Source organism: Citrobacter amalonaticus, assembly GCF_018323885.1.
GTDB lineage: Bacteria > Pseudomonadota > Gammaproteobacteria > Enterobacterales > Enterobacteriaceae > Citrobacter_A > Citrobacter_A amalonaticus.
This window is the reverse complement of the sequence record NZ_AP024585.1, coordinates 2688737-2707586: the sequence shown is the minus strand read 5'-3', so window position 1 is coordinate 2707586 and position 18850 is coordinate 2688737. Positions and strand designations below refer to the sequence as shown.

Annotated in this window: 20 protein-coding genes; 11 read left to right on the top strand and 9 right to left on the bottom strand. The window is 54.5% G+C overall.

Features of this window, described 5'->3' with window-relative positions:
* The first annotated feature begins 81 nt into the window (after nt 1-81).
* Nucleotides 82-1893, top strand: coding sequence for a phosphogluconate dehydratase (gene edd / locus KI228_RS12735; protein ID WP_061070008.1), 1812 nt, complete (start codon nt 82-84; stop codon nt 1891-1893).
* A gap of 35 nt (nt 1894-1928) precedes the next feature.
* A complete protein-coding gene (gene kdgA / locus KI228_RS12730) occupies nt 1929-2570 on the top strand; it encodes a bifunctional 4-hydroxy-2-oxoglutarate aldolase/2-dehydro-3-deoxy-phosphogluconate aldolase (RefSeq protein WP_043000369.1) in 642 nt (213 codons plus the stop codon).
* 105 nt (nt 2571-2675) lie between these two features.
* On the opposite strand, the gene purT is transcribed toward kdgA, so the two are convergent.
* Nucleotides 2676-3854 carry a formate-dependent phosphoribosylglycinamide formyltransferase gene (gene purT / locus KI228_RS12725; RefSeq protein WP_061070009.1) on the bottom strand — a complete coding sequence of 393 codons (1179 nt, stop codon included), beginning with the start codon at nt 3852-3854 and terminating at the stop codon, nt 2676-2678.
* Between the two features lie 131 nt (nt 3855-3985).
* On the opposite strand from purT, the gene yebG reads away from it, so the two are divergent.
* From yebG to ptrB, 4 genes are all read left to right on the top strand, one after another.
* A complete protein-coding gene (gene yebG / locus KI228_RS12720) occupies nt 3986-4276 on the top strand; it encodes a DNA damage-inducible protein YebG (protein ID WP_141227549.1) in 291 nt (96 codons plus the stop codon).
* A 73-nt stretch (nt 4277-4349) separates the two neighbouring features.
* On the top strand, nt 4350-4703 hold the full coding sequence (gene yebF, locus KI228_RS12715; RefSeq protein ID WP_043000372.1) for a protein YebF: 354 nt from the start codon (nt 4350-4352) through the stop codon (nt 4701-4703).
* A gap of 94 nt (nt 4704-4797) precedes the next feature.
* Entirely contained in the window at nt 4798-5457 is a 660-nt protein-coding gene (locus tag KI228_RS12710) for a tellurite resistance TerB family protein (RefSeq protein ID WP_061070010.1), read from the top strand.
* 88 nt (nt 5458-5545) lie between these two features.
* Nucleotides 5546-7621, top strand: a complete 2076-nt coding sequence (ptrB, locus tag KI228_RS12705) for an oligopeptidase B (RefSeq protein ID WP_141227548.1) — start codon at nt 5546-5548, stop codon at nt 7619-7621.
* Here the strand turns inward: ptrB and exoX are convergent.
* The 3 genes from exoX to KI228_RS12690 all read right to left on the bottom strand — a co-directional run bounded on the left by exoX (nt 7603) and on the right by KI228_RS12690 (nt 9290).
* A complete protein-coding gene (gene exoX, locus KI228_RS12700) occupies nt 7603-8265 on the bottom strand; it encodes an exodeoxyribonuclease X (protein WP_043000375.1) in 663 nt (220 codons plus the stop codon). The genes ptrB and exoX overlap by 19 nt on opposite strands.
* A gap of 23 nt (nt 8266-8288) precedes the next feature.
* Nucleotides 8289-8951: a carbon-nitrogen hydrolase family protein gene (locus KI228_RS12695; protein WP_061070012.1), complete on the bottom strand. Its 663-nt coding sequence runs from the start codon at nt 8949-8951 to the stop codon at nt 8289-8291.
* A 108-nt stretch (nt 8952-9059) separates the two neighbouring features.
* Complete coding sequence (locus KI228_RS12690; RefSeq protein ID WP_042318454.1) at nt 9060-9290, bottom strand: DNA polymerase III subunit theta; 231 nt, start codon at nt 9288-9290, stop codon at nt 9060-9062.
* A gap of 137 nt (nt 9291-9427) precedes the next feature.
* Here KI228_RS12690 and yobA point away from each other — a divergent pair, with 137 nt between their 5' ends.
* The 4 genes from yobA to pphA all read left to right on the top strand — a co-directional run bounded on the left by yobA (nt 9428) and on the right by pphA (nt 12104).
* Entirely contained in the window at nt 9428-9802 is a 375-nt protein-coding gene (gene yobA / locus KI228_RS12685) for a CopC domain-containing protein YobA (RefSeq protein WP_044326804.1), read from the top strand.
* A gap of 2 nt (nt 9803-9804) precedes the next feature.
* Complete coding sequence (gene copD / locus KI228_RS12680) at nt 9805-10677, top strand: copper homeostasis membrane protein CopD (protein ID WP_061070013.1); 873 nt, start codon at nt 9805-9807, stop codon at nt 10675-10677.
* Between the two features lie 16 nt (nt 10678-10693).
* Entirely contained in the window at nt 10694-11032 is a 339-nt protein-coding gene (locus tag KI228_RS12675) for a YebY family protein (protein ID WP_043000379.1), read from the top strand.
* A gap of 409 nt (nt 11033-11441) precedes the next feature.
* The gene (gene pphA / locus KI228_RS12670) at nt 11442-12104 is read left to right on the top strand and encodes a protein-serine/threonine phosphatase (protein WP_043000390.1); all 663 of its coding nucleotides are present in this window, start codon (nt 11442-11444) and stop codon (nt 12102-12104) included.
* Here the strand turns inward: pphA and KI228_RS12665 are convergent, their stop codons facing one another.
* The 5 genes from KI228_RS12665 to yebS form a co-directional block, all read right to left on the bottom strand.
* Entirely contained in the window at nt 12105-12296 is a 192-nt protein-coding gene (locus tag KI228_RS12665; RefSeq protein WP_043000391.1) for a YdfD/YebW family protein, read from the bottom strand.
* 101 nt (nt 12297-12397) lie between these two features.
* On the bottom strand, nt 12398-12634 hold the full coding sequence (locus KI228_RS12660) for a YebV family protein (protein WP_161215572.1): 237 nt from the start codon (nt 12632-12634) through the stop codon (nt 12398-12400).
* A gap of 114 nt (nt 12635-12748) precedes the next feature.
* The gene (rsmF, locus tag KI228_RS12655) at nt 12749-14188 is read right to left on the bottom strand and encodes a 16S rRNA (cytosine(1407)-C(5))-methyltransferase RsmF (protein WP_061070014.1); all 1440 of its coding nucleotides are present in this window, start codon (nt 14186-14188) and stop codon (nt 12749-12751) included.
* A 77-nt stretch (nt 14189-14265) separates the two neighbouring features.
* Nucleotides 14266-16899 carry a PqiB family protein gene (locus tag KI228_RS12650; protein ID WP_043000394.1) on the bottom strand — a complete coding sequence of 878 codons (2634 nt, stop codon included), beginning with the start codon at nt 16897-16899 and terminating at the stop codon, nt 14266-14268.
* On the bottom strand, nt 16868-18151 hold the full coding sequence (gene yebS, locus KI228_RS12645) for a membrane integrity lipid transport subunit YebS (RefSeq protein WP_061070015.1): 1284 nt from the start codon (nt 18149-18151) through the stop codon (nt 16868-16870). Before yebS ends, KI228_RS12650 begins: the two co-directional genes overlap by 32 nt.
* Nucleotides 18152-18281: 130 nt before the next feature.
* Between yebS and KI228_RS12640 the strand changes: the two genes are divergently transcribed.
* Nucleotides 18282-18779, top strand: coding sequence for a GAF domain-containing protein (locus tag KI228_RS12640; protein WP_043000396.1), 498 nt, complete (start codon nt 18282-18284; stop codon nt 18777-18779).
* The last annotated feature ends 71 nt before the right edge of the window (nt 18780-18850 follow it).

Sequence of the window (18850 nt, the reverse complement as noted above, 5' to 3'; positions counted from 1 at the left end):
ACAAGCGTTTCCTGTATTTATACACGCAGTAAATGAACTTGCCAAACCTGTAGCTCTGACAGATAAATTTCAGGAGCCTCTATGAATCCGAATTTGTTACGCGTAACACAATGTATTGTTGAACGTTCCCGTGAGACCCGTTCTGCCTACCTCGCTCGTATAGAACAGGCTAAATCCTCGACCGTTCACCGCTCACAACTGGCATGCGGGAATCTGGCGCACGGATTCGCGGCTTGTCAGCCAGACGATAAAGCCTCTCTGAAAAGCATGTTGCGTAACAATATCGCGATCATCACTTCCTACAACGACATGCTCTCCGCACATCAACCCTACGAACATTATCCGGACATCATTCGCAAAGCGCTGCATCAAGCCAATGCGGTCGGGCAGGTCGCGGGCGGCGTTCCGGCAATGTGTGACGGCGTCACGCAGGGGCAGGACGGTATGGAGCTTTCGCTGCTGAGTCGCGAAGTGATTGCGATGTCCGCCGCGGTGGGACTCTCTCACAACATGTTCGACGGCGCGCTGTTCCTCGGCGTCTGTGACAAAATCGTCCCGGGTTTGGCGATGGCGGCGCTGTCATTCGGTCATCTGCCTTCCATCTTCGTGCCGTCAGGTCCAATGGCGAGCGGCCTGGCGAATAAAGAGAAAGTCCGCATTCGTCAGCTTTATGCTGAAGGTAAAGTTGATCGTATGGCGCTTCTGGAGTCTGAAGCCGCCTCCTATCATGCGCCGGGCACCTGCACGTTCTACGGTACCGCGAACACCAACCAGATGGTGGTGGAGTTCATGGGGATGCAACTGCCGGGGTCCTCGTTTGTTCACCCGGATGCTCCGTTGCGTGAAGCGCTGACGGCAGCAGCAGCGCGCCAGGTGACGCGCCTGACCGGTAACGGTAACGAATGGATGCCGATCGGCAAAATGATTGATGAAAAAGTGGTGGTGAACGGGATTGTCGCGCTGTTGGCGACCGGCGGTTCAACGAACCATACCATGCACCTGGTGGCGATGGCCCGCGCTGCGGGTATCCAGATTAACTGGGATGACTTCTCTGACCTCTCCGACATCGTGCCGCTGATGGCGCGTCTCTATCCTAACGGCCCGGCGGATATTAACCACTTCCAGGCCGCGGGCGGTGTCCCGGTCCTGATGCGTGAACTGCTGAACGCGGGTCTGCTGCATGAAGACGTCAACACCGTGGCCGGTTACGGCCTGAAGCGCTACACCCTGGAACCGTGGCTGAACAATGGCGAACTCGACTGGCGTGAAGGCGCGGCCAAATCGCTGGACAGCAATGTCATTGCTTCCTTTGACCAGCCGTTCTCGCATCATGGTGGCACTAAAGTGCTGAGTGGTAACCTCGGTCGTGCGGTTATGAAAACGTCCGCCGTACCGGCCGAGAATCAGGTGATTGAAGCGCCGGCCGTTGTTTTTGAAAGTCAGCATGATGTCCTGCCGGCCTTTGAAGCGGGTCTGCTGGACCGTGACTGCGTGGTAGTTGTGCGTCATCAGGGACCAAAAGCGAACGGAATGCCAGAATTACATAAACTCATGCCGCCACTTGGTGTATTATTGGACCGTCGTTTCAAAATTGCGTTGGTTACTGATGGTCGACTTTCCGGTGCGTCCGGTAAAGTGCCTTCAGCCATCCATGTAACCCCGGAGGCCTATGATGGCGGACTGCTGGCAAAAGTACGCGATGGCGACATTATTCGGGTGAACGGACAGACAGGTGAATTGACGCTGTTGGTTGATGAGGCGGAGCTTGCCGCTCGCCAGCCGCATATCCCGGATCTGAGCGCATCGCGCATCGGTACGGGGCGTGAAATGTTCGGCGCGCTGCGTGAACAGTTGTCCGGCGCAGAACAGGGCGCAACCTGTATTCATTTTTAAGGCATATTTTGTAATCAGGCGAGAGAAAAACTCTGATGAAAAACTGGAAAACAAGTGCAGAAGCAATCCTGACCACCGGCCCGGTTGTCCCGGTGATCGTAGTGAATAAACTGGAACACGCTGTGCCGATGGCAAAAGCGCTGGTTGCGGGTGGGGTGCGCGTACTGGAAGTGACGTTACGTACCGCCTGCGCGATGGATGCTATCCGCGCTATCGCCAAAGAGGTTCCGGAAGCCATTGTGGGTGCGGGTACGGTGCTGAATCCGCAGCAGCTGGCTGAGGTTACTGCAGCCGGTGCGCAGTTCGCTATCAGCCCAGGTCTGACCGAGCCGCTGCTGAAAGCGGCAACCGAAGGCACGATCCCGTTGATTCCTGGCATCAGCACCGTTTCTGAACTGATGCTGGGTATGGACTACGGCCTGAAAGAGTTCAAATTCTTCCCGGCAGAAGCCAATGGCGGCACTAAAGCGCTGCAGGCCATTGCCGGTCCGTTCTCTCAGGTGCGTTTCTGCCCGACTGGCGGCATCTCTCCCGCTAATTACCGCGATTACCTGGCACTGAAAAGCGTGCTGTGCATCGGCGGCTCCTGGCTGGTGCCGAATGACGCGCTGGAAGCCGGTGACTACGATCGTATCACCAGACTGGCTCGCGAAGCGGTTGAAGGCGCGAAGCAGTAAGCTACCCATGTATAAGCCGTAGGCCCGATGAGACGCGTTAGCGCCGCCATCGGGTTTTGCCGGATGGTGGCATGACTGCCTTATCCGGCCTACGGCTGCTGTTGTTTACCCAGTCACTTTCACCTGCGCGGCGGCGTTCTTCGCGCGTTCAATAGCGTCATCAACGTTGTCTGCCGTTGCCAGCGCCACACCCAGGCGACGCGATCCTTCAATTTCCGGCTTACCGAAGAAACGGACCTGCACACCGGCACCGACGGCGGCCTGAACATTGCCAAACGTCACGTCCTGACTGGTCAGTTGCGGTAAAATCACCGCAGAAGCTGCCGGACCATACTGACGAATGGCCCCCACGGGCAGTCCGAGGAAAGCGCGTACATGCAGGGCAAACTCCGACAGATCCTGAGAGATCAGCGTCACCATGCCGGTATCATGCGGGCGAGGGGAGACCTCGCTGAAGATGACCTCATCCCCGCAAACAAACAGCTCCACGCCAAACAGACCGTGACCACCCAGGGCTAATACCACTTTACGGGCAATGTCCTGAGCGCGTTCCAGCGCCAGTGCGCTCATCTGTTGCGGCTGCCAGGATTCACGATAATCGCCATCTTCCTGGCGATGACCCACCGGTGCACAGAAATGGACGCCATCGACCGCGCTGACGGTGAGCAGGGTGATTTCAAAATCAAACTTCACAACCCCTTCGACGATGACCCGACCGGCACCCGCGCGACCGCCCTGTTGGGCATAGTCCCAGGCTTGTGCCAGCTGCGCTTCGGAACGAATAAAACTCTGTCCCTTGCCGGATGAACTCATCACCGGTTTGACAATGCAGGGATAACCAATTTCAGTCACGGCGTCGCGGAAGGTGGCTTCACTGTCGGCAAAACGGAAGGTTGATGTGGGCAGTGCCAGTTCTTCTGCCGCCAGGCGGCGAATACCTTCACGGTTCATCGTGAGTTTTGTCGCGCGCGCGCAGGGCACGACGTTCAACCCTTCCTGTTCCAGCGCCACCAGCATATCCGTGGCAATAGCTTCAATCTCTGGCACGATATAGTGCGGTTTTTCCAGCTCCACTACGCGACGAAGCGCGTCGCCATCCAGCATATTAATGACGTGAGAACGATGTGCGACATGCATGGCCGGTGCGTCGGCATACCGGTCCACCGCGATCACTTCCACGCCGAGACGCTGGCACTCGATGGCCACTTCTTTACCCAGTTCACCAGAACCCAATAACATCACCCGAGTTGCTGCCGGACGCAGCGCTGTGCCTAATATCGTCATGAAAATATCCCCCAACAAATTTGGCCGCAGTATATACGAAAACGTTTGCGTCTGTCTTTATTGCCAGGTTGATTTCAGCGGTGAAATAGAATATACTGTACATAAATACAGTAATATTGAGAGGCTGCAACATGGCGGTTGAAGTTAAATACGTAGTCATTCGGGAAGGTGAGGAAAAAATGTCATTTACCAGCAAAAAGGAAGCCGATGCGTATGACAAGATGCTGGATACGGCGGATCTACTCGACACCTGGCTTGAACAGTCCCCGTTAGCGCTGGAAGACGAACAGCGTGAAGCGCTGTCGCTGTGGCTGGCCGAACAAAAAGAGGTGCTGAGCACCATCCTCAAAACCGGCAAGTTGCCTTCTCCGCAGGTGGTTAATAATGACGCCGCTGCCGGGGACGATACGCAGGCGGCCTGAATCTGACTTGCGCTCCTGACGTTTTGTACCATGCTTTTCCCTGTATCACTGTGCTATGGAGAAAGGGAAAAGTATGAAAAGAACGGGCGTGTTAGCCTGCTTGCTGTTGTTATGCACCAGCGTATCGGTGTCTGCGGCAGGTACGGACAGTAAGACGGTTAAATTCCTTAACTGTGAAGGTCTGGATACCGAGGGTATTGCGGCGAGCGTTAAGCGCGATTATCAGCAGAATCGCATTGCGCGTTGGGCCGACGATCAAAAACATGTGGGTCAGGCCGACCCGGTGGCATGGGTTAATCCAAAAGAGATCACCGGTGGAGAGGGTAAGTGGGTAGTACCGCTGACCGTGCGTGGGAAAAGTGCGGATATTCATTATCTGGTGAAGGTCGACTGCAAGGCCGGCACGGCGGAATATCGTTCGCAATAGCACGAACATTTGCGCATCTTTAGCGCTGACAGACATTTCCTGACATCCCCTCGGGTACGCTTTGACAATTCATTGTCAGTACTTGAGGGGCAAAATGGCTAACTGGCTTAATCAATTACACTCTCTTCTCGGGCAAAACGGATCGTCCTCCTCTTCTTCAGGTGAACAGGGATTAAGTAAGCTGCTGGTACCCGGCGCGTTGGGTGGTCTGGCGGGGTTACTGGTCGCTAACAAATCCTCACGCAAACTGCTCAGCAAATATGGCACCAGCGCGCTGCTGGTCGGCGGCGGTGCGGTAGCGGGGACGGTCTTGTGGAACAAGTACAAGGATAAAGTCCGTGCGGCGCATCAGGGTGAACCACAGTTCGGCGCGCAAAGTACGCCGCTGGATGTGCGCACCGAACGGCTGATCCTGGCGCTGGTCTTCGCCGCGAAAAGTGATGGCCATATCGATGCCAACGAGCGGGCGGCAATCGAACAGCAACTGCGTGAAGCCGGCGTAGAAGAGCAGGGGCGCGTTTTCATTGAACAGGCGATTGAGCAGCCGCTCGATCCTCAGCGCCTTGCGCAGGGGATCCGCAACGAAGAAGAGGCGCTGGAGATCTATTTCCTCAGCTGTGCGGCGATTGATATCGACCACTTTATGGAGCGCAGCTACCTGAACGCGCTGGGTGATGCGCTGAAGATCCCACAGGATGTCCGTGATGGCATTGAGCAGGATCTGAAACAGCAAAAACAGGCATTACCTGGCTAACGAAATACCGCGCGCAGCATGTTTCGCTTGCATCATTCGTGACTTTTGCCACCCTTAGAGGATGTATAAAGACGAAAGAAACAGACACATGCTGCCAAAAGCAAATCGAATCCCTTACGCCATGACGGTCCATGGCGACACGCGCATTGATAACTACTACTGGCTGCGGGACGACACGCGCTCGCAGCCCGAGGTGCTTGACTACCTGCAACAGGAAAACCGCTACGGACATCAGGTTATGTCTACGCAGCAAGCCTTGCAGGATCGCGTGCTAAAAGAAATTATCGATCGCATTCCTCCCCGCGACACCTCTGCGCCATACGTGAAGAACGGTTATCGCTATCGCCATCTCTATGAACCCGGGTGTGAGTACGCCATTTATCAACGCCAGTCTGCACTGAGTGAGGAATGGGATGACTGGGAAACGCTGCTTGATGGCAACAAACGGGCGGCACACAGTGAGTTCTACACTCTGGGACGACTGGCGATAACGCCGGATAACACCATTATGGCGCTGGCGGAAGATTATCTTTCGCGCCGCCAGTACGGGATCCGTTTTCGCAATCTGGAAAACGGTAACTGGTATCCGGAGATGCTGGATAATGTGGCTCCCGAATTTGTCTGGGCAAATGATTCCCTGACCTTTTACTACGTCCGTAAACATGCCACGACGCTCTTACCTTACCAGGTCTGGCGTCATACCGTCGGCACGCCCTCAGCCGATGACGAGCTGATTTACGAAGAAAAAGACGACACTTTCTACGTCAGCCTGCACAAAACGACGTCGCAACATTACCTCGTCATTCATCTGGCGAGCGCGACGACCAGCGAGGTTTTACTGCTGGATGCTGAACTGGCTGATGCTGAACCTTTCATATTTCTGCCGCGCCGCAAGGACCACGAATACAGCCTCGATCACTATCAACATAAGTTTTATCTGCGTTCGAACCGCGAGGGTAAAAATTTTGGTCTTTATCGCACCCGTGTGCGCGATGAGAAAAAGTGGGAAACGCTGATCCCGGCCCGTGAAGCAATCATGCTGGAAGGGTTTACGCTTTTTACCGACTGGCTGGTAGTGGAAGAGCGCCAGCGTGGCTTAACCAGCCTGCGGCAGATCAATCGTAAAACTCGCGAGGAGGTGGGGATTGCCTTCGACGATCCGGCTTATGTCACCTGGCTTGCGTACAATCCGGAACCGGAAACCTCACGCCTGCGCTATGGCTACTCCTCGATGACCACGCCGGACACGCTGTTTGAACTGGACATGGATACGGGTGAACGACGGGTAATTAAACAGACAGAGGTACCGGGATTTGACGCCGCCAACTATCGCAGTGAACACCTGTGGATCACCGCCCGTGATGGTGTCGAGGTTCCGGTATCACTGGTCTATCATCAGAAATACTTCCGTAAGGGGCAAAATCCGTTACTGGTTTACGGCTACGGTTCCTACGGCGCCAGCATGGATGCCGATTTCAGCAGCAGCCGGTTAAGTCTGCTGGATCGTGGATTTGTCTATGCCATCGTTCACGTGCGAGGCGGAAGCGAACTGGGGCAGCAGTGGTATGAAGACGGTAAATTCCTGAAAAAGCGCAATACCTTCAACGACTATCTTGATGCCTGTGATGCGTTGATTGCCCAGGGCTACGGCTCGCCCTCTCTCTGTTATGGCATGGGCGGTAGCGCGGGAGGAATGCTAATGGGCGTGGCGATCAACGAGCGTCCCGAACGCTTTCATGGCGTGGTTGCCCAGGTGCCGTTTGTGGATGTGGTGACGACGATGCTGGATGAGTCGATACCCCTGACGACCGGTGAGTTTGAGGAGTGGGGGAATCCGAAAGATCCGCAGTATTACGCTTACATGAAAAGCTACAGTCCGTACGATAACGTCAGGGCGCAGGCTTACCCGCATCTGTTGGTCACCACCGGACTGCATGATTCGCAGGTCCAGTACTGGGAACCGGCAAAATGGGTGGCGAAACTGCGCGAGCTGAAAACTGATGACCATCTGCTGTTACTGTGCACCGATATGGATTCCGGACACGGCGGTAAGTCAGGTCGTTATAAATCCTGGGAAGGCGTGGCGCTGGAATTTGCATTCCTGATTGGTCTGGCACAAGGAACATTGCCCGGTAACGGCGCTGTTCAGGCGTTATCCAGATAGTGTTTGAGGGTTAAACGCAGCTCCGGGCTCATGCTGTCGAGGTTATTAAACAACCAGCGCAAATAGCCCGGATCGCGCTCTGCGACATCGGAAACGGCTTTGCCGCGATACTTACCAAAGGTGAAGGTGGTCAGTAACCCCGGCCGCCCGGTGATATCGACCATCTGCTCCGCCGTCCAGCCGGAAGTATTCATAATATCGATGAGCAGCGCGGCGGTAATATAGCAGTCATAGAGTGCGCGGTGGTGATGCAGACCCGCAGGCGTTTGCACGTTCAGTTTACGTGACTTGTAGAGCGCCATATTACTGTACTTAATCCCCGGCCAGAGGCGGCGGGAAAGTTTCATGGTGCAGATCCACTCGCCTGGCATGTCTGGCAGCACACGACGGTCAAAGCTGGCGTTGTGCGCCACATACCATTCGCTGCCGTAATAGTGGGGGATAACCTCTTCAATCCACGGCTTATCTGCCACCATCGCTTCGGTAATGCGATGAATGGCCATCGCCTGTGGCGAGATTGGCCGGTCAGGGCGCACCAGGTGGCTCATAGGATTCACGATCTTACCGTCAACCACGTCAACAGAGGCGATCTCTACAATCCCGCCCTGCAGGCCACAGGTCTCAGTATCGATGATGCGCAGCATGTAAAACTCCTGACCGAAAACGATTAGCGTAATGGAATGATATCACCTTGCCAACCCTGCGTTGTGCGCTGCCCCGTTAATAACAGCGAACCACGGTCGGCGCGGACAATTAATTGCCCGCTTTCATCCCATAATGCGCTACTTCCTCGCGCATTGGCCATCAGTACGGCAATCGAGAATTGATGTGAGAAATGTTGTAACTGCGACGTGGAGGTCAGCAATTCCGGCTCACTGACGCTTTGGCTGGTAGTAAACAGAGAAAACGCCGGATCCATATCGACACCTTCCGGTTGCTCATCCACCACGCTGATAGTTTTCAGGCCCTTACCAAGACAGGCGCCGTGGCTTTGATGAAACAGACGCAGTGAGGTTATCCATGGTGCGAAGACGGCAATCCCTTTGACAAAACGGTTGTTATGCTCGACCGGAAGACCGGCAATGATCGTCATGCGGTGCGCGTGAGCGGCCTGAGAGAGCGGTTGTAGCAGACTGATATCGATATCCGGCGGCGCAGGCAGGCACTGCGATTCGTCCATGCAACCGAGTAAGGAGAGGGCGGGAAACACCAACAGTTCGCACTGTTGCCGGGCTGCTGCGTCGATGAAATTCAGGTGATGAGCGATATGTTCACGAACAGATGTTTTTAGCGGTTCATACTGTGCAGCAGCGATTTTCCAGCGTGACATAATGACTTCCTTTTCATAGTGTCTATAATCATCCTTAAATCATAGAATAAGAATGCACTTATACTGTAGCAGGCAATATGTAAGGATATGTAACTTCACGCCGAAAAATTATTTAGGTTTCGGCTCATACGGTAAACGGGACAACGAAACGGACGCCAGACGATGGGCGATCAGACGCTCGCGAAACCAGTCGCGCAGATGTGCAGGTTGCTCACGTTCTACCACTTCAGCGACAACGGGCATGTTGTAGCGCTCTTTAAACGCGACGCCGGCAGCGGCCAGATCTACGTTTACTTTGTCCATTTCAGCCTGTTCAAGCTGAGCCAGATTTTTGTGCATGGGCTTCTCCTTCGATCTTGCGCGCAGAAGTTACTAAGAGTCGACCACAATGGCAAGCCGCAATTGATGATTGTCGACGCGAACATTATAGAAGGTTATCCTCTCAGGATAAGTCATTACAAAAGGGAATAGTTGATATGGTCTCTCCTGCACGTACTTTCCGCTATACGCTCCTTTTTCTGGCAGCCGCTCTGGCAACCCCCACGGTGTGGGCGCATGCGCATCTGACACACCAGTATCCCGCGGCGGATGCCGAGGTGACCGCCGCGCCGCAGGCGCTCACGCTTAATTTCTCTGAAGGTATTGAGCCCGGATTCAGCGGGGCGACAATTACCGGTCCAAAACAAGAGGGAATCAGAACCCGTCCCGCAAAGCGTAACGAACAGGATAAAAAACAGCTCATCGTCCCGCTTGATGAAACGCTGAAGCCGGGTCAATACACGGTGAACTGGCACGTGGTGTCTGTCGATGGGCACAAAACCAAAGGGCAGTACACATTTAGTGTGAAATAAACATGCTGACGCTGACGTGGGTTGTTCTCCGCTTCATCCATTTTACCGCCCTGATGCTGGTGTTTGGCTCTGCGCTCTACGGCGCATGGCTTGCGCCGGCATCGATCCGCCGTCTGATGAGCAGACGCTTCCTGCGCCTGCAACAACATGCTGCGTTATGGAGTTTTGTGAGTGCATTACTGATGCTGGCGGTCCAGGGTGGGCTTATGGGCTCTGGCTGGCCGGATGTTATCTCTGTGTCTGTCTGGGGCGCGGTATTGCAAACTCAGTTTGGCGGTGTGTGGCTCTGGCAAATCGTTCTGGCGCTGGTTACGTTGGTTGTCGCGTTGATTGTGCCGCGTGATTTAGCGCGACTATTACTGCTCTTAACTCTCGCACAGTTTGCCCTGCTGACGGGGGTTGGGCATGCCACACTGCACTCGGGGGTTATTGGTGCGCTCCAGCAGACAAACCATGCAATGCATCTGATTTGCGCTGCAACCTGGTTTGGAGGACTGCTACCGGTGATTTATTGCATGCACATGGCAAAAGGACGCTGGCAGCAGCAGGCGGTTTACACCATGATGCGTTTTTCCCGCTATGGGCATCTTGCCGTGGCGGGAGTATTACTCACCGGTATCACCAATGTGCTGTTTATTCAGGGTTTTTCCCTGCCATGGCAGACCGCCTGGGGACAACTGCTTTTGCTAAAATGTGCACTTGTCCTGCTAATGGTGGCAATCGCACTGGCGAATCGGTATCTTCTCGTACCACGAATGCGGCAGGATAGTCGACGCATCAATCGGTGTTTTATTTGGATGACGAAGATCGAATGGGGAGTTGGCGCCGTCGTGCTGGCAATCGTCAGTGTGTTTGCGACGCTGGAACCGTTCTGAAGGACAGGCAAAATTCATGAAAAAAGTGATTCTCTCTTTGCTGCTTCTGACTAGCTCAGGGGTTGCGCTGGCGGCACCGCAGGTCATCACCGTAAGCCGTTTTGAAATCGGTAAAGATAAATGGGCGTTCAATCGTGAAGAGGTGATGCTGACCTGTCGGCCAGGAAACGCGCTGTATGTGATTAACCCCAGCACGCTTGTTCAGTATCCGTTAAACGATGTTGCACAAGAGCAGGTGGCGAGCGGTAAAACAAATGCGCAGCCCCTGTCGGTGATTCAGATTGACGATCCGGCAAAACCGGGTGAAAAAATGAGTCTGGCACCGTTTATCGAACGAGCGGAAAAGCTCTGTTAGTTACCAAAAGTATCTTTCTGATTTCCAATAAAAAACCGCAAGTCTTTTGTAAAGCGTCTTGCGGTTTTTACATTTCAGCCAGTGATCAGCGCCGTTTTTTTCCAGCCGTGCAAGCCGCAGACTGGAAAACCTGGCGTCGTCATCTATTCTTAAAAGGCAAGGCGACTTAGCCTGCATTAATGCCAACTTTTAGCGCACGGCTCTCTCCCAAGAGCCATTTCCCTGGACCGAATACAGGAATCGTATTCGGTCTCTTTTTATCTGTAGAACGGGTGCTTTTCCTGAGCCTAATGGCATTTCGCACTTATCATTCTGAATAAACCATACCCACACCCGGGCATAAACGTCCAGCGTTTTTTGCTGCTATTGTTAAATTTGTGTTAGGGCGTGACTGAGGACAAAAACTCTCATGAAACAGCCTGAAAAAAGCTATCAAATGATCGAAGGGGCACAGTGGCGACACATCTGGGTGGTCGGGGATATCCACGGCTGTTTTGCGCTGCTGATGGCAAAGCTGCGGGCCTGTCGCTTTGATCCCTGGCAAGATTTACTGGTCTCTGTGGGCGATCTCATCGATCGCGGTCCTGACAGTCTGCGCTGCCTGCAGTTGCTGCATAAGCGCTGGATGGTGGCAGTCAGAGGGAACCATGAGCAGATGGCGATAGATGCATTGCGCACGTCACAGTGGTCGTTGTGGACGATGAATGGTGGCGGCTGGTTTACGGCGTTGCCTGAGCAGAAACGGCATCATGCAACGCTGGCACTGGAATACTGCCAGCATCTGCCGTGGATCCTGGAATTGCATTGCCGCGAGGCGACCCATGTGGTCGCCCACGCCGATTACCCGGAAGATATTTATCAGTGGCAAAAGCCGGTTAACCTTACGGAGGTGTTGTGGCGACGCGCGCGACTGAGTGCGCATCTGGCAGGAGAAGGGACAGCTATCGCCGGCGCTGACCATTTCTGGTTTGGCCATACGCCGTTGCGTCAACGTGTAGACAGCGACAATCTGCACTACATCGATACGGGAGCGGTATTCGGCGGCGAGTTAACGCTGGTACAACTACAGTAATTAAAAGTCGCTGTATTGCTGGGCGGGCGCCCAGAATCCATCGATAAAATCTTCAACCGGAAAGCAGCCGCCCTGACGAATCCGTTGATCGTCCATATAATACAGGCACTGCCGCTCTGTATCGTAAACATCCACTACGATATCTTCGCAACCACCATCCAGATAACAGACAAACAGAACCAGTGCGAACATCCTATCCTCATTTTGTACAGCCATAACAAAAGTGTAGGAGGAATTAACGCAAGCGGGAAGGGGGAAATAAATAACCCGCCGGCAGACGGGTTCTTTTTGAATCAGGCAAGACGCATGATCCAGGCATCAGACTTACGATCGTAGTGTTTACGGAAAAGAACCGAATGTTCGCCATTCAGTAGGGCCGGAACGCTGGTTTCGTCGTCCCAGGCATCCAGTTGCATGCATAAATCCGGATCAGATTTACACGGAATGGTTAACGTTCGGTCTCCCGGCGACTCGCCGTGTAACTCGGCATCGTCAATTTCAAAGGCGCCAATGCGCACACTGGTTTTCATCATCGTGCTCTCCGTTAATTCGCTGATTGTGGTACGACCAGTTAGGCCGTCCATTTTTCAGCGTAGTCAACGCAGGCAAAAGCGCCAGTCAAAAAATGCGCAAATTTTCTGATTTCAGACGTTACCGGTAAACAATTTGCCATCACGAACCAGTTCACGCGGGTAACTGTTTTTCAGGCGCGAGCCGATCCGTTTGGCAAGGCCAATCGGCTGATGCTGGAAGGTCACCAGCACATCGTCAGTGGCGGGGACGGTCTGCGGGTAGACATCGCGACCGCGATACCACTCTTCGGCTTCCTGCTGAGACAGTTCAAACGCACAGCGATGATTGACATCAGCCAGCGCGATGACCGCTTCGTGCTGCCAGCGATAACCTTTATTATGCGTTTCAGCCAGCTTAATACCGAGGCGGGAGAAACGGACTTTGCCGATCAGCGGTTCTATCTCCGCCGGGAAAAGCCAGACCTCTTTATCACGCTGCCAGAGGTGCAGGTTTTCGCCCCAGTGCAGACTGAGGGCATTAGCTGCCTGGGTCAGATTCGCGGCTTCGCGACCTTTGACGGGGGTGAAGGGGAAGTTGCCCACTTTGTACTTCGGTGCTGGCAGTGCGGGAATGGAGGCCGTTTTACGCAGGCGGGCGACGAAGAATCCTTCGCAGTCATAAATCTGCGGGAACACATGCAAGAAACCTTCTGCCGTCAGCGCCTGATTCGCCTCAGGAAAAAGATCGCCCAACGGTAAAAATTCCACTGCCTCCGGCCAGGTCTCTTTCAGCCAGGCCAGCACCGACTCGTTTTCTTCACGATTCAACGTACAGGTTGAATAGACCAGCGTACCGCCAGGGCGCAGGGCGTGAAACGCACTTTCGATCAGTTCGCGCTGGGTTGCGGCAATCTCAAGATTGCTCTCAACGGACCAGTTTTTTAGCGCATCCGGATCCTTACGCACCACACCTTCACCCGAGCAAGGTGCATCAAGCAAAATCGCATCGAACATTTCCGGCAGCGCTGCACCAAATACGCGGCCGTCAAAATGGGTCAGTGCCACGTTACTGATCCCACAGCGACTGATATTGGCATGCAGCACTTTCACCCGACTGGCTGAGTATTCGTTCGCGAGGATCGCGCCCTGATTACCCATGCGCGCGGCGATTTGCGTGGTTTTTGAGCCAGGCGCGGCAGCAACGTCCATCACGCGTTTGGGGGAATTATCGTCGGCAAACAGGGCGGCAACCGGCAACATGGAACTGGCTTCCTGAATATAAAACAGACCACTCAGATGCTCGGCGGTACTGCCGAGCGGCAGCGCATCTTCATCCTCACGCTCAATCCAGAAACCTTCTTCGCACCAGGGAACGGGCGTCAACGACCAGCCATACGGGGCGGTTAAGGTGAGAAAATCGGCCACTGAAATCTTAAGCGTATTCACGCGGATGCTGCGGCGTAACGGACGCTGACAAGCGGCGAGAAAATCGTCAAAAGAGAGGTGCGCAGGCATTGCCTCGCGCATTTGCGTTAAAAAGGCGTCAGGAAAATAAACAGCGTGTTGAGTCACGGGGGAGTACCACCGGCAGAAAAACAAGCGCGCAGTGTAGCATAAAGGCTCCGGCGCGAGCACGCCGGAGCAGGATATTAACGTGGCAGCGCGGTGCCCCATTCACGCCACTCTTTTGGTTCACTTTCCAGCAGCAGGAAGTGTTTACCCGCCTGCGCTTTCGGTGCCAGCGGAGTGCCAGGGGGCGTGGCGAAGGCGATGCCGCCGCGAATGAACTGATTAAAGGTACCGGTCTTCACTACGCCGCCCGTCAGGCCGAAGTCCAGACTGTAACCGGACGCCAGCCAGAAGACAGAGTTGTTGCGGACCAGGTGCTGGTAGCGTTGACTGATGCGCAAGGCGATCATCACGCGGTCAGACAGGGTGCCGAGCGTCATGCCGGTGACAGTACCAACTTCAATCCCGCGGAACAGTACCGGCGTACCGATCGCCAGCGAGCCCGCTTCGGGAACTTCGAGCACAATACTCAGCCCGTCAAGGTAGCGTGAGTCGGTAATGGTCGCTTCTTGCAGTTCAAAGTCACGGCGCGGATTACCCCGACCCGGCTCGACGTTGATGTAGGGTTGCAGGATCGTGTCGAGATGTTCCACGCCAGCGGCCGAGATTTGCGGCGTAATCACAGAGAAGCGCGTCCCGCCACGGGCGAAGGTCTGCACATATTCCGGATACAATACCGCCTTCGCCTGTACCTCGTTGCGCGAAGTGAGCAGCTCAAGCGTCTGGATCTGTCCGATATCAATACCGAGGTAGCGAATGGGCATTCCTGCCGCCAGTTTCCCGGCATCAAAGGCGTGAAGGGTAATCTGCCCGCCAACCGCACGTGCGGCGGTTTCGGAAGCATACAAAATGCGCTTGTCGCCTTTGCGCTGGCTGGCGCTGGCGCCGCTGAGGTTATCAAAGCTGATCGCCCCCTTCAGCGCACGCGACAGGGGAGAGGCCTGCACGGTCAACCCGCTGCCGTTGAGCTGCACTTTTGCGCCACCTTCGGCCCAGAAGACGCTATTGCTGGTCAGCAGGTTGCGGTACTCCGGTTTGATGTGCAGATCGATATCAAAGGCGTCGGCGCGCGGGCGTACGGTAATCACTTCACCCACTTCAAATTTACGATACAGCACCACGGAGCCGGCCTGCACGTCCGGCAATGTTTCTGCTCGCAGGCTCAGGGTAGTGGTCGGCAGATCGCTAAGGCTATTCTCTACCGCTTTTTCCAGGTTGGCATACAGCGGATAGCTTGATTTCATTTCCCCTTTGCTGCCGGGCAATATGCGAATACCGCCACTGATCCATTCGCTGGCGCTGGCACCGAGGAACTCCACGCCATCCAGACCTACTTTGACATCCACGCGGCTGTTGACCACGAATTTGCTGTCACCCTGGACCAGGCCACGATGTTGCGGATCGACCGCCACAATAAACTCGACCCCTTTGCTGGTCAGCTTACGTTCGATCACCTGGCCCACCTGGACGCCGTGAAGGATCAGCGGTTGACCTGCATCGATACCGTAGCTTTCGGGCGCGGTCAGGGTAAAGGTCAGGACGTCCGGTTCGTGGAGCAGTGCTTTTTCACCGGGGACGACCACGAACTCGCTGCGCGGTTCACCGGTGCCGGGCACCAGTTCAAAGGTTTTACCCGTCAGTAACGAACTGATATTAGCGTCACTGAGCGAAAGTTTGGGACTGCGCAATTCAATGCGCGTGCCGTCACGTAACAGCGCTACGACGCTGGGGTCAACGGTCATTTCACCGGTGACTTTGCCACCGGATTGTAAATCCAGTTTTGTGAGCTGGCCGACTTCGAGCCCCTGATACATCAGGGGAGTAGAATCAGCCTTCAGTCCTTCGCCGCTCGGCAGTTCAAGTTTAATAATGACGCCGCGCTGACTGTGGGCCAGATCTTTATACAGGCCGAAGGTATCATCTTGCTCTGCCGTTTTTGAATCATCGGGTGAGTCAAAGGCGATTGCACCATTCACCAGGGCCGCCAGACTTTCCAGTTTAACCTTCGCACCACTCAGGCTGACGTCAGCATCCACGCCGGAAACGTTCCAGAAGCGACTGCCTTTTTTCACCAGATTGGTAAAGCGGCGTTCAACCAGCACGTCGATGGTGACGCCCTGTTTGTTCGGGTTAATGCTGTAGTCGTAGACTTTACCGACCGGGATTTTGCGGAAATAAACCAGCGAGCCGCTGTTCAACGATCCGAGGTCTGGTGCGTTGAGATGAATCATCAGATCGCCGTTATCCAGCCGATATTTCGGCTGGGTGTCGAGGGCGACGAAATGATCTTGCTCTTTACCTTTACCGGGCATCATGCCGATATAATTGCCTCCGACCAGCGCATCGAGGCCAGAGACGCCCGCGAGCGACGCTTTAGGCGTCACCAGCCAGAACTGCGTCTCTTCGCGTAGCGCGTCTTTCATGTCGGACTTGATGCTGACCCGCACCTCAATTTTGCGTAAATCCTTGCTGAGGCTGATGTCCTGAACCGTACCCACCTCAACGCCCTGATAGCGAACAGGCGTACGGCCCGGGACAATGCCATCCGCAGACATGAAGTCGATGGTCACAGTGTTACCGCGATCTTCATAGCTGTTCCATATCAGCCATCCCGCAATCATTAATGCGATCAGCGGGAGTAGCCAGAATGGTGAGATACGGCGTTTCGTTTTAATCTGCGCTTCAGTCTGCGAAGCGGGCGTTTCCTGACTCATGTGCATCCCAAAGTAAGCGGCTGTCCAGCCATTCCACTGCAAGAATAGTCAAAATGACCGCTGAGCCGAAATAAAACGCAGCCGGTCCCATAGTAAAAGCAAGAATCTGGTCGCGGTTAATCAGCGACATGGTTAAAGCGATAACAAAAAGATCCAGCATCGACCAGCGACCGATCCACGTGACCAGACGCAAGAGTTGCATTCGCGTGCGTAAACCCTGTTCGCATTTGAACTGAATGCTGAGTAGCAGCGTAAACATGACGATCACTTTAGTGAATGGCACCAGAATACTGGCGATAAAGACCACGGCGGCCACGGCGACATTGCTGTTCGCCAGCGACAGGATACCGGACATGATCGTATCTTCCTGTCGTCCGCCGTTCACGTAGATAACCGAGATAGGCAGAAGGTTAGCAGGCAGCAGCAAAACAATCGATGCCAACAATGCCGCCCAGCATTTTTGGATGCTCTGGTTTCGGCGCTCGCGTAAAGGAATATGGCAGCGCGGGCAGCGGCCACGCGGGTCCGGATAGCCGGTAAAATGGCAGCCGAGACAAACGCGCAACTGCTCATCCGGACGCTTTGCCGGTCTCTGCGGATAAAAACGTTCCCACAGCTGTTCGATGTTCAGGTGCGACAGCGTCAGGATGCTCAGGACCACCAGCGCAATAAAGGCGTAAAGTCCTACGCCCGGCTGCAAAAAAGCGTAATCCTGAACTTTGATCGATGCCACACCAATGCCCACCAGATAGATGTCCAGCATCACCCACTCTTTAAGCCTTTCCAGCATTAGCAGCACCGGGCGCAAATTCATACCGAGAATATTGCCGAAACACAGATACGCAATTGCGGTGACGAGGATCAGCGGCGCGCCCGCGACACAAAACAGCACCATCGCCGCGGTAATGGGATCGCCTTGTTTTGTCATCTGCCAGATCCCCTGCATCACATTGGCATCAATACGGATGCCCAGCAGATAGATGTGCAGCAGCGGCTCGCCCCAGGCGAAGGGCATCAGCAACAGCATGGTGACCGCCATAGCGCCCAGCCGCGTCAGCGACCAGTCGCGGCCATCACGAATTTTCGCCTGGCAGCGGGGACAGTATGCGCTCTGGTGAGAACGCATCTTCGGCAGACTAAACAGCAAATCGCACTGAGGGCAACGCTGATAGTGCGCACGAGGCAGTGCTTCGCTGATGGATCGGATCGCTATTTTTTTTGTCGGCGTGATCTGGGGTGTCTTGAGAGCCATGTATCGCGAATCAAAGTGTTAGATTTATGTAATCTTAACTCATGACGGGAATGATCTTGAGCATTAACGCATTTAATGCTTATTTTAATAGGCTGGCAGTATCAGAGTAAGACAACTAAGTGATTATATAATGAACAAGACAGAGCTATACGCGGAACTGAACCGCGATTTCCAGGCATTAATGGCAGGAGAGACCAGTTTTCTGGCCACGCTGGCGAACACCAGCGCACTGTTATACGAACGTCTTTCGCAAGTGAACTGGGCGGGGTTTTACCTGCTTGAGGGCGATACGCTGGTATTAGGTCCGTTTCAGGGCAAAATTGCCTGTGTACGAATCCCGGTGGGTCGCGGTGTGTGCGGCGCAGCCGTTGCCCACAACCAGGTGCAGCGGGTTGACGACGTTCACGCCTTTGATGGTCACATCGCCTGCGATGCGGCCAGTAATGCGGAAATTGTCCTGCCATTAACCGTCAATGGTCATATTATTGGCGTGCTGGACATCGACAGTACGGCGTTTGGGCGCTTCACCGCTGAGGATGAAGAGGGGCTTCGCCGGCTCGTTGCGCAGCTTGAAACCGTGCTTGCAATGACGGATTACAAAAAATTCTTTGCGAGCGTCGCAGGATAATCAACGGATAACGTAGCAATTACTGATGGCGTCATTATAATGACGCCTGTTCATGCCTGCTGCTTGTTGGC

Bases quoted from the DNA above. Each gene is read 5' to 3' on its own strand.
- kdgA (WP_043000369.1), top strand. From the start codon at position 1,929: ATGAAAAACTGGAAAACAAGTGCAGAAGCAATCCTGACCACCGGCCCG.
- yobA (WP_044326804.1), top strand. From the start codon at position 9,428: ATGGTCTCTCCTGCACGTACTTTCCGCTATACGCTCCTTTTTCTGGCA.
- edd (WP_061070008.1), top strand. From the start codon at position 82: ATGAATCCGAATTTGTTACGCGTAACACAATGTATTGTTGAACGTTCC.
- KI228_RS12665 (WP_043000391.1), bottom strand. From the start codon at position 12,296: ATGTTCGCACTGGTTCTGTTTGTCTGTTATCTGGATGGTGGTTGCGAA.
- exoX (WP_043000375.1), bottom strand. From the start codon at position 8,265: ATGCTGCGCATCATCGATACTGAGACCTGTGGCCTGCAGGGCGGGATT.
- KI228_RS12650 (WP_043000394.1), bottom strand. From the start codon at position 16,899: ATGAGTCAGGAAACGCCCGCTTCGCAGACTGAAGCGCAGATTAAAACG.
- KI228_RS12690 (WP_042318454.1), bottom strand. From the start codon at position 9,290: ATGCACAAAAATCTGGCTCAGCTTGAACAGGCTGAAATGGACAAAGTA.
- copD (WP_061070013.1), top strand. From the start codon at position 9,805: ATGCTGACGCTGACGTGGGTTGTTCTCCGCTTCATCCATTTTACCGCC.
- ptrB (WP_141227548.1), top strand. From the start codon at position 5,546: ATGCTGCCAAAAGCAAATCGAATCCCTTACGCCATGACGGTCCATGGC.
- yebF (WP_043000372.1), top strand. From the start codon at position 4,350: ATGAAAAGAACGGGCGTGTTAGCCTGCTTGCTGTTGTTATGCACCAGC.
- KI228_RS12640 (WP_043000396.1), top strand. From the start codon at position 18,282: ATGAACAAGACAGAGCTATACGCGGAACTGAACCGCGATTTCCAGGCA.
- yebG (WP_141227549.1), top strand. From the start codon at position 3,986: ATGGCGGTTGAAGTTAAATACGTAGTCATTCGGGAAGGTGAGGAAAAA.
- yebS (WP_061070015.1), bottom strand. From the start codon at position 18,151: ATGGCTCTCAAGACACCCCAGATCACGCCGACAAAAAAAATAGCGATC.
- KI228_RS12710 (WP_061070010.1), top strand. From the start codon at position 4,798: ATGGCTAACTGGCTTAATCAATTACACTCTCTTCTCGGGCAAAACGGA.
- KI228_RS12695 (WP_061070012.1), bottom strand. From the start codon at position 8,951: ATGTCACGCTGGAAAATCGCTGCTGCACAGTATGAACCGCTAAAAACA.
- KI228_RS12660 (WP_161215572.1), bottom strand. From the start codon at position 12,634: ATGAAAACCAGTGTGCGCATTGGCGCCTTTGAAATTGACGATGCCGAG.
- pphA (WP_043000390.1), top strand. From the start codon at position 11,442: ATGAAACAGCCTGAAAAAAGCTATCAAATGATCGAAGGGGCACAGTGG.
- purT (WP_061070009.1), bottom strand. From the start codon at position 3,854: ATGACGATATTAGGCACAGCGCTGCGTCCGGCAGCAACTCGGGTGATG.
- KI228_RS12675 (WP_043000379.1), top strand. From the start codon at position 10,694: ATGAAAAAAGTGATTCTCTCTTTGCTGCTTCTGACTAGCTCAGGGGTT.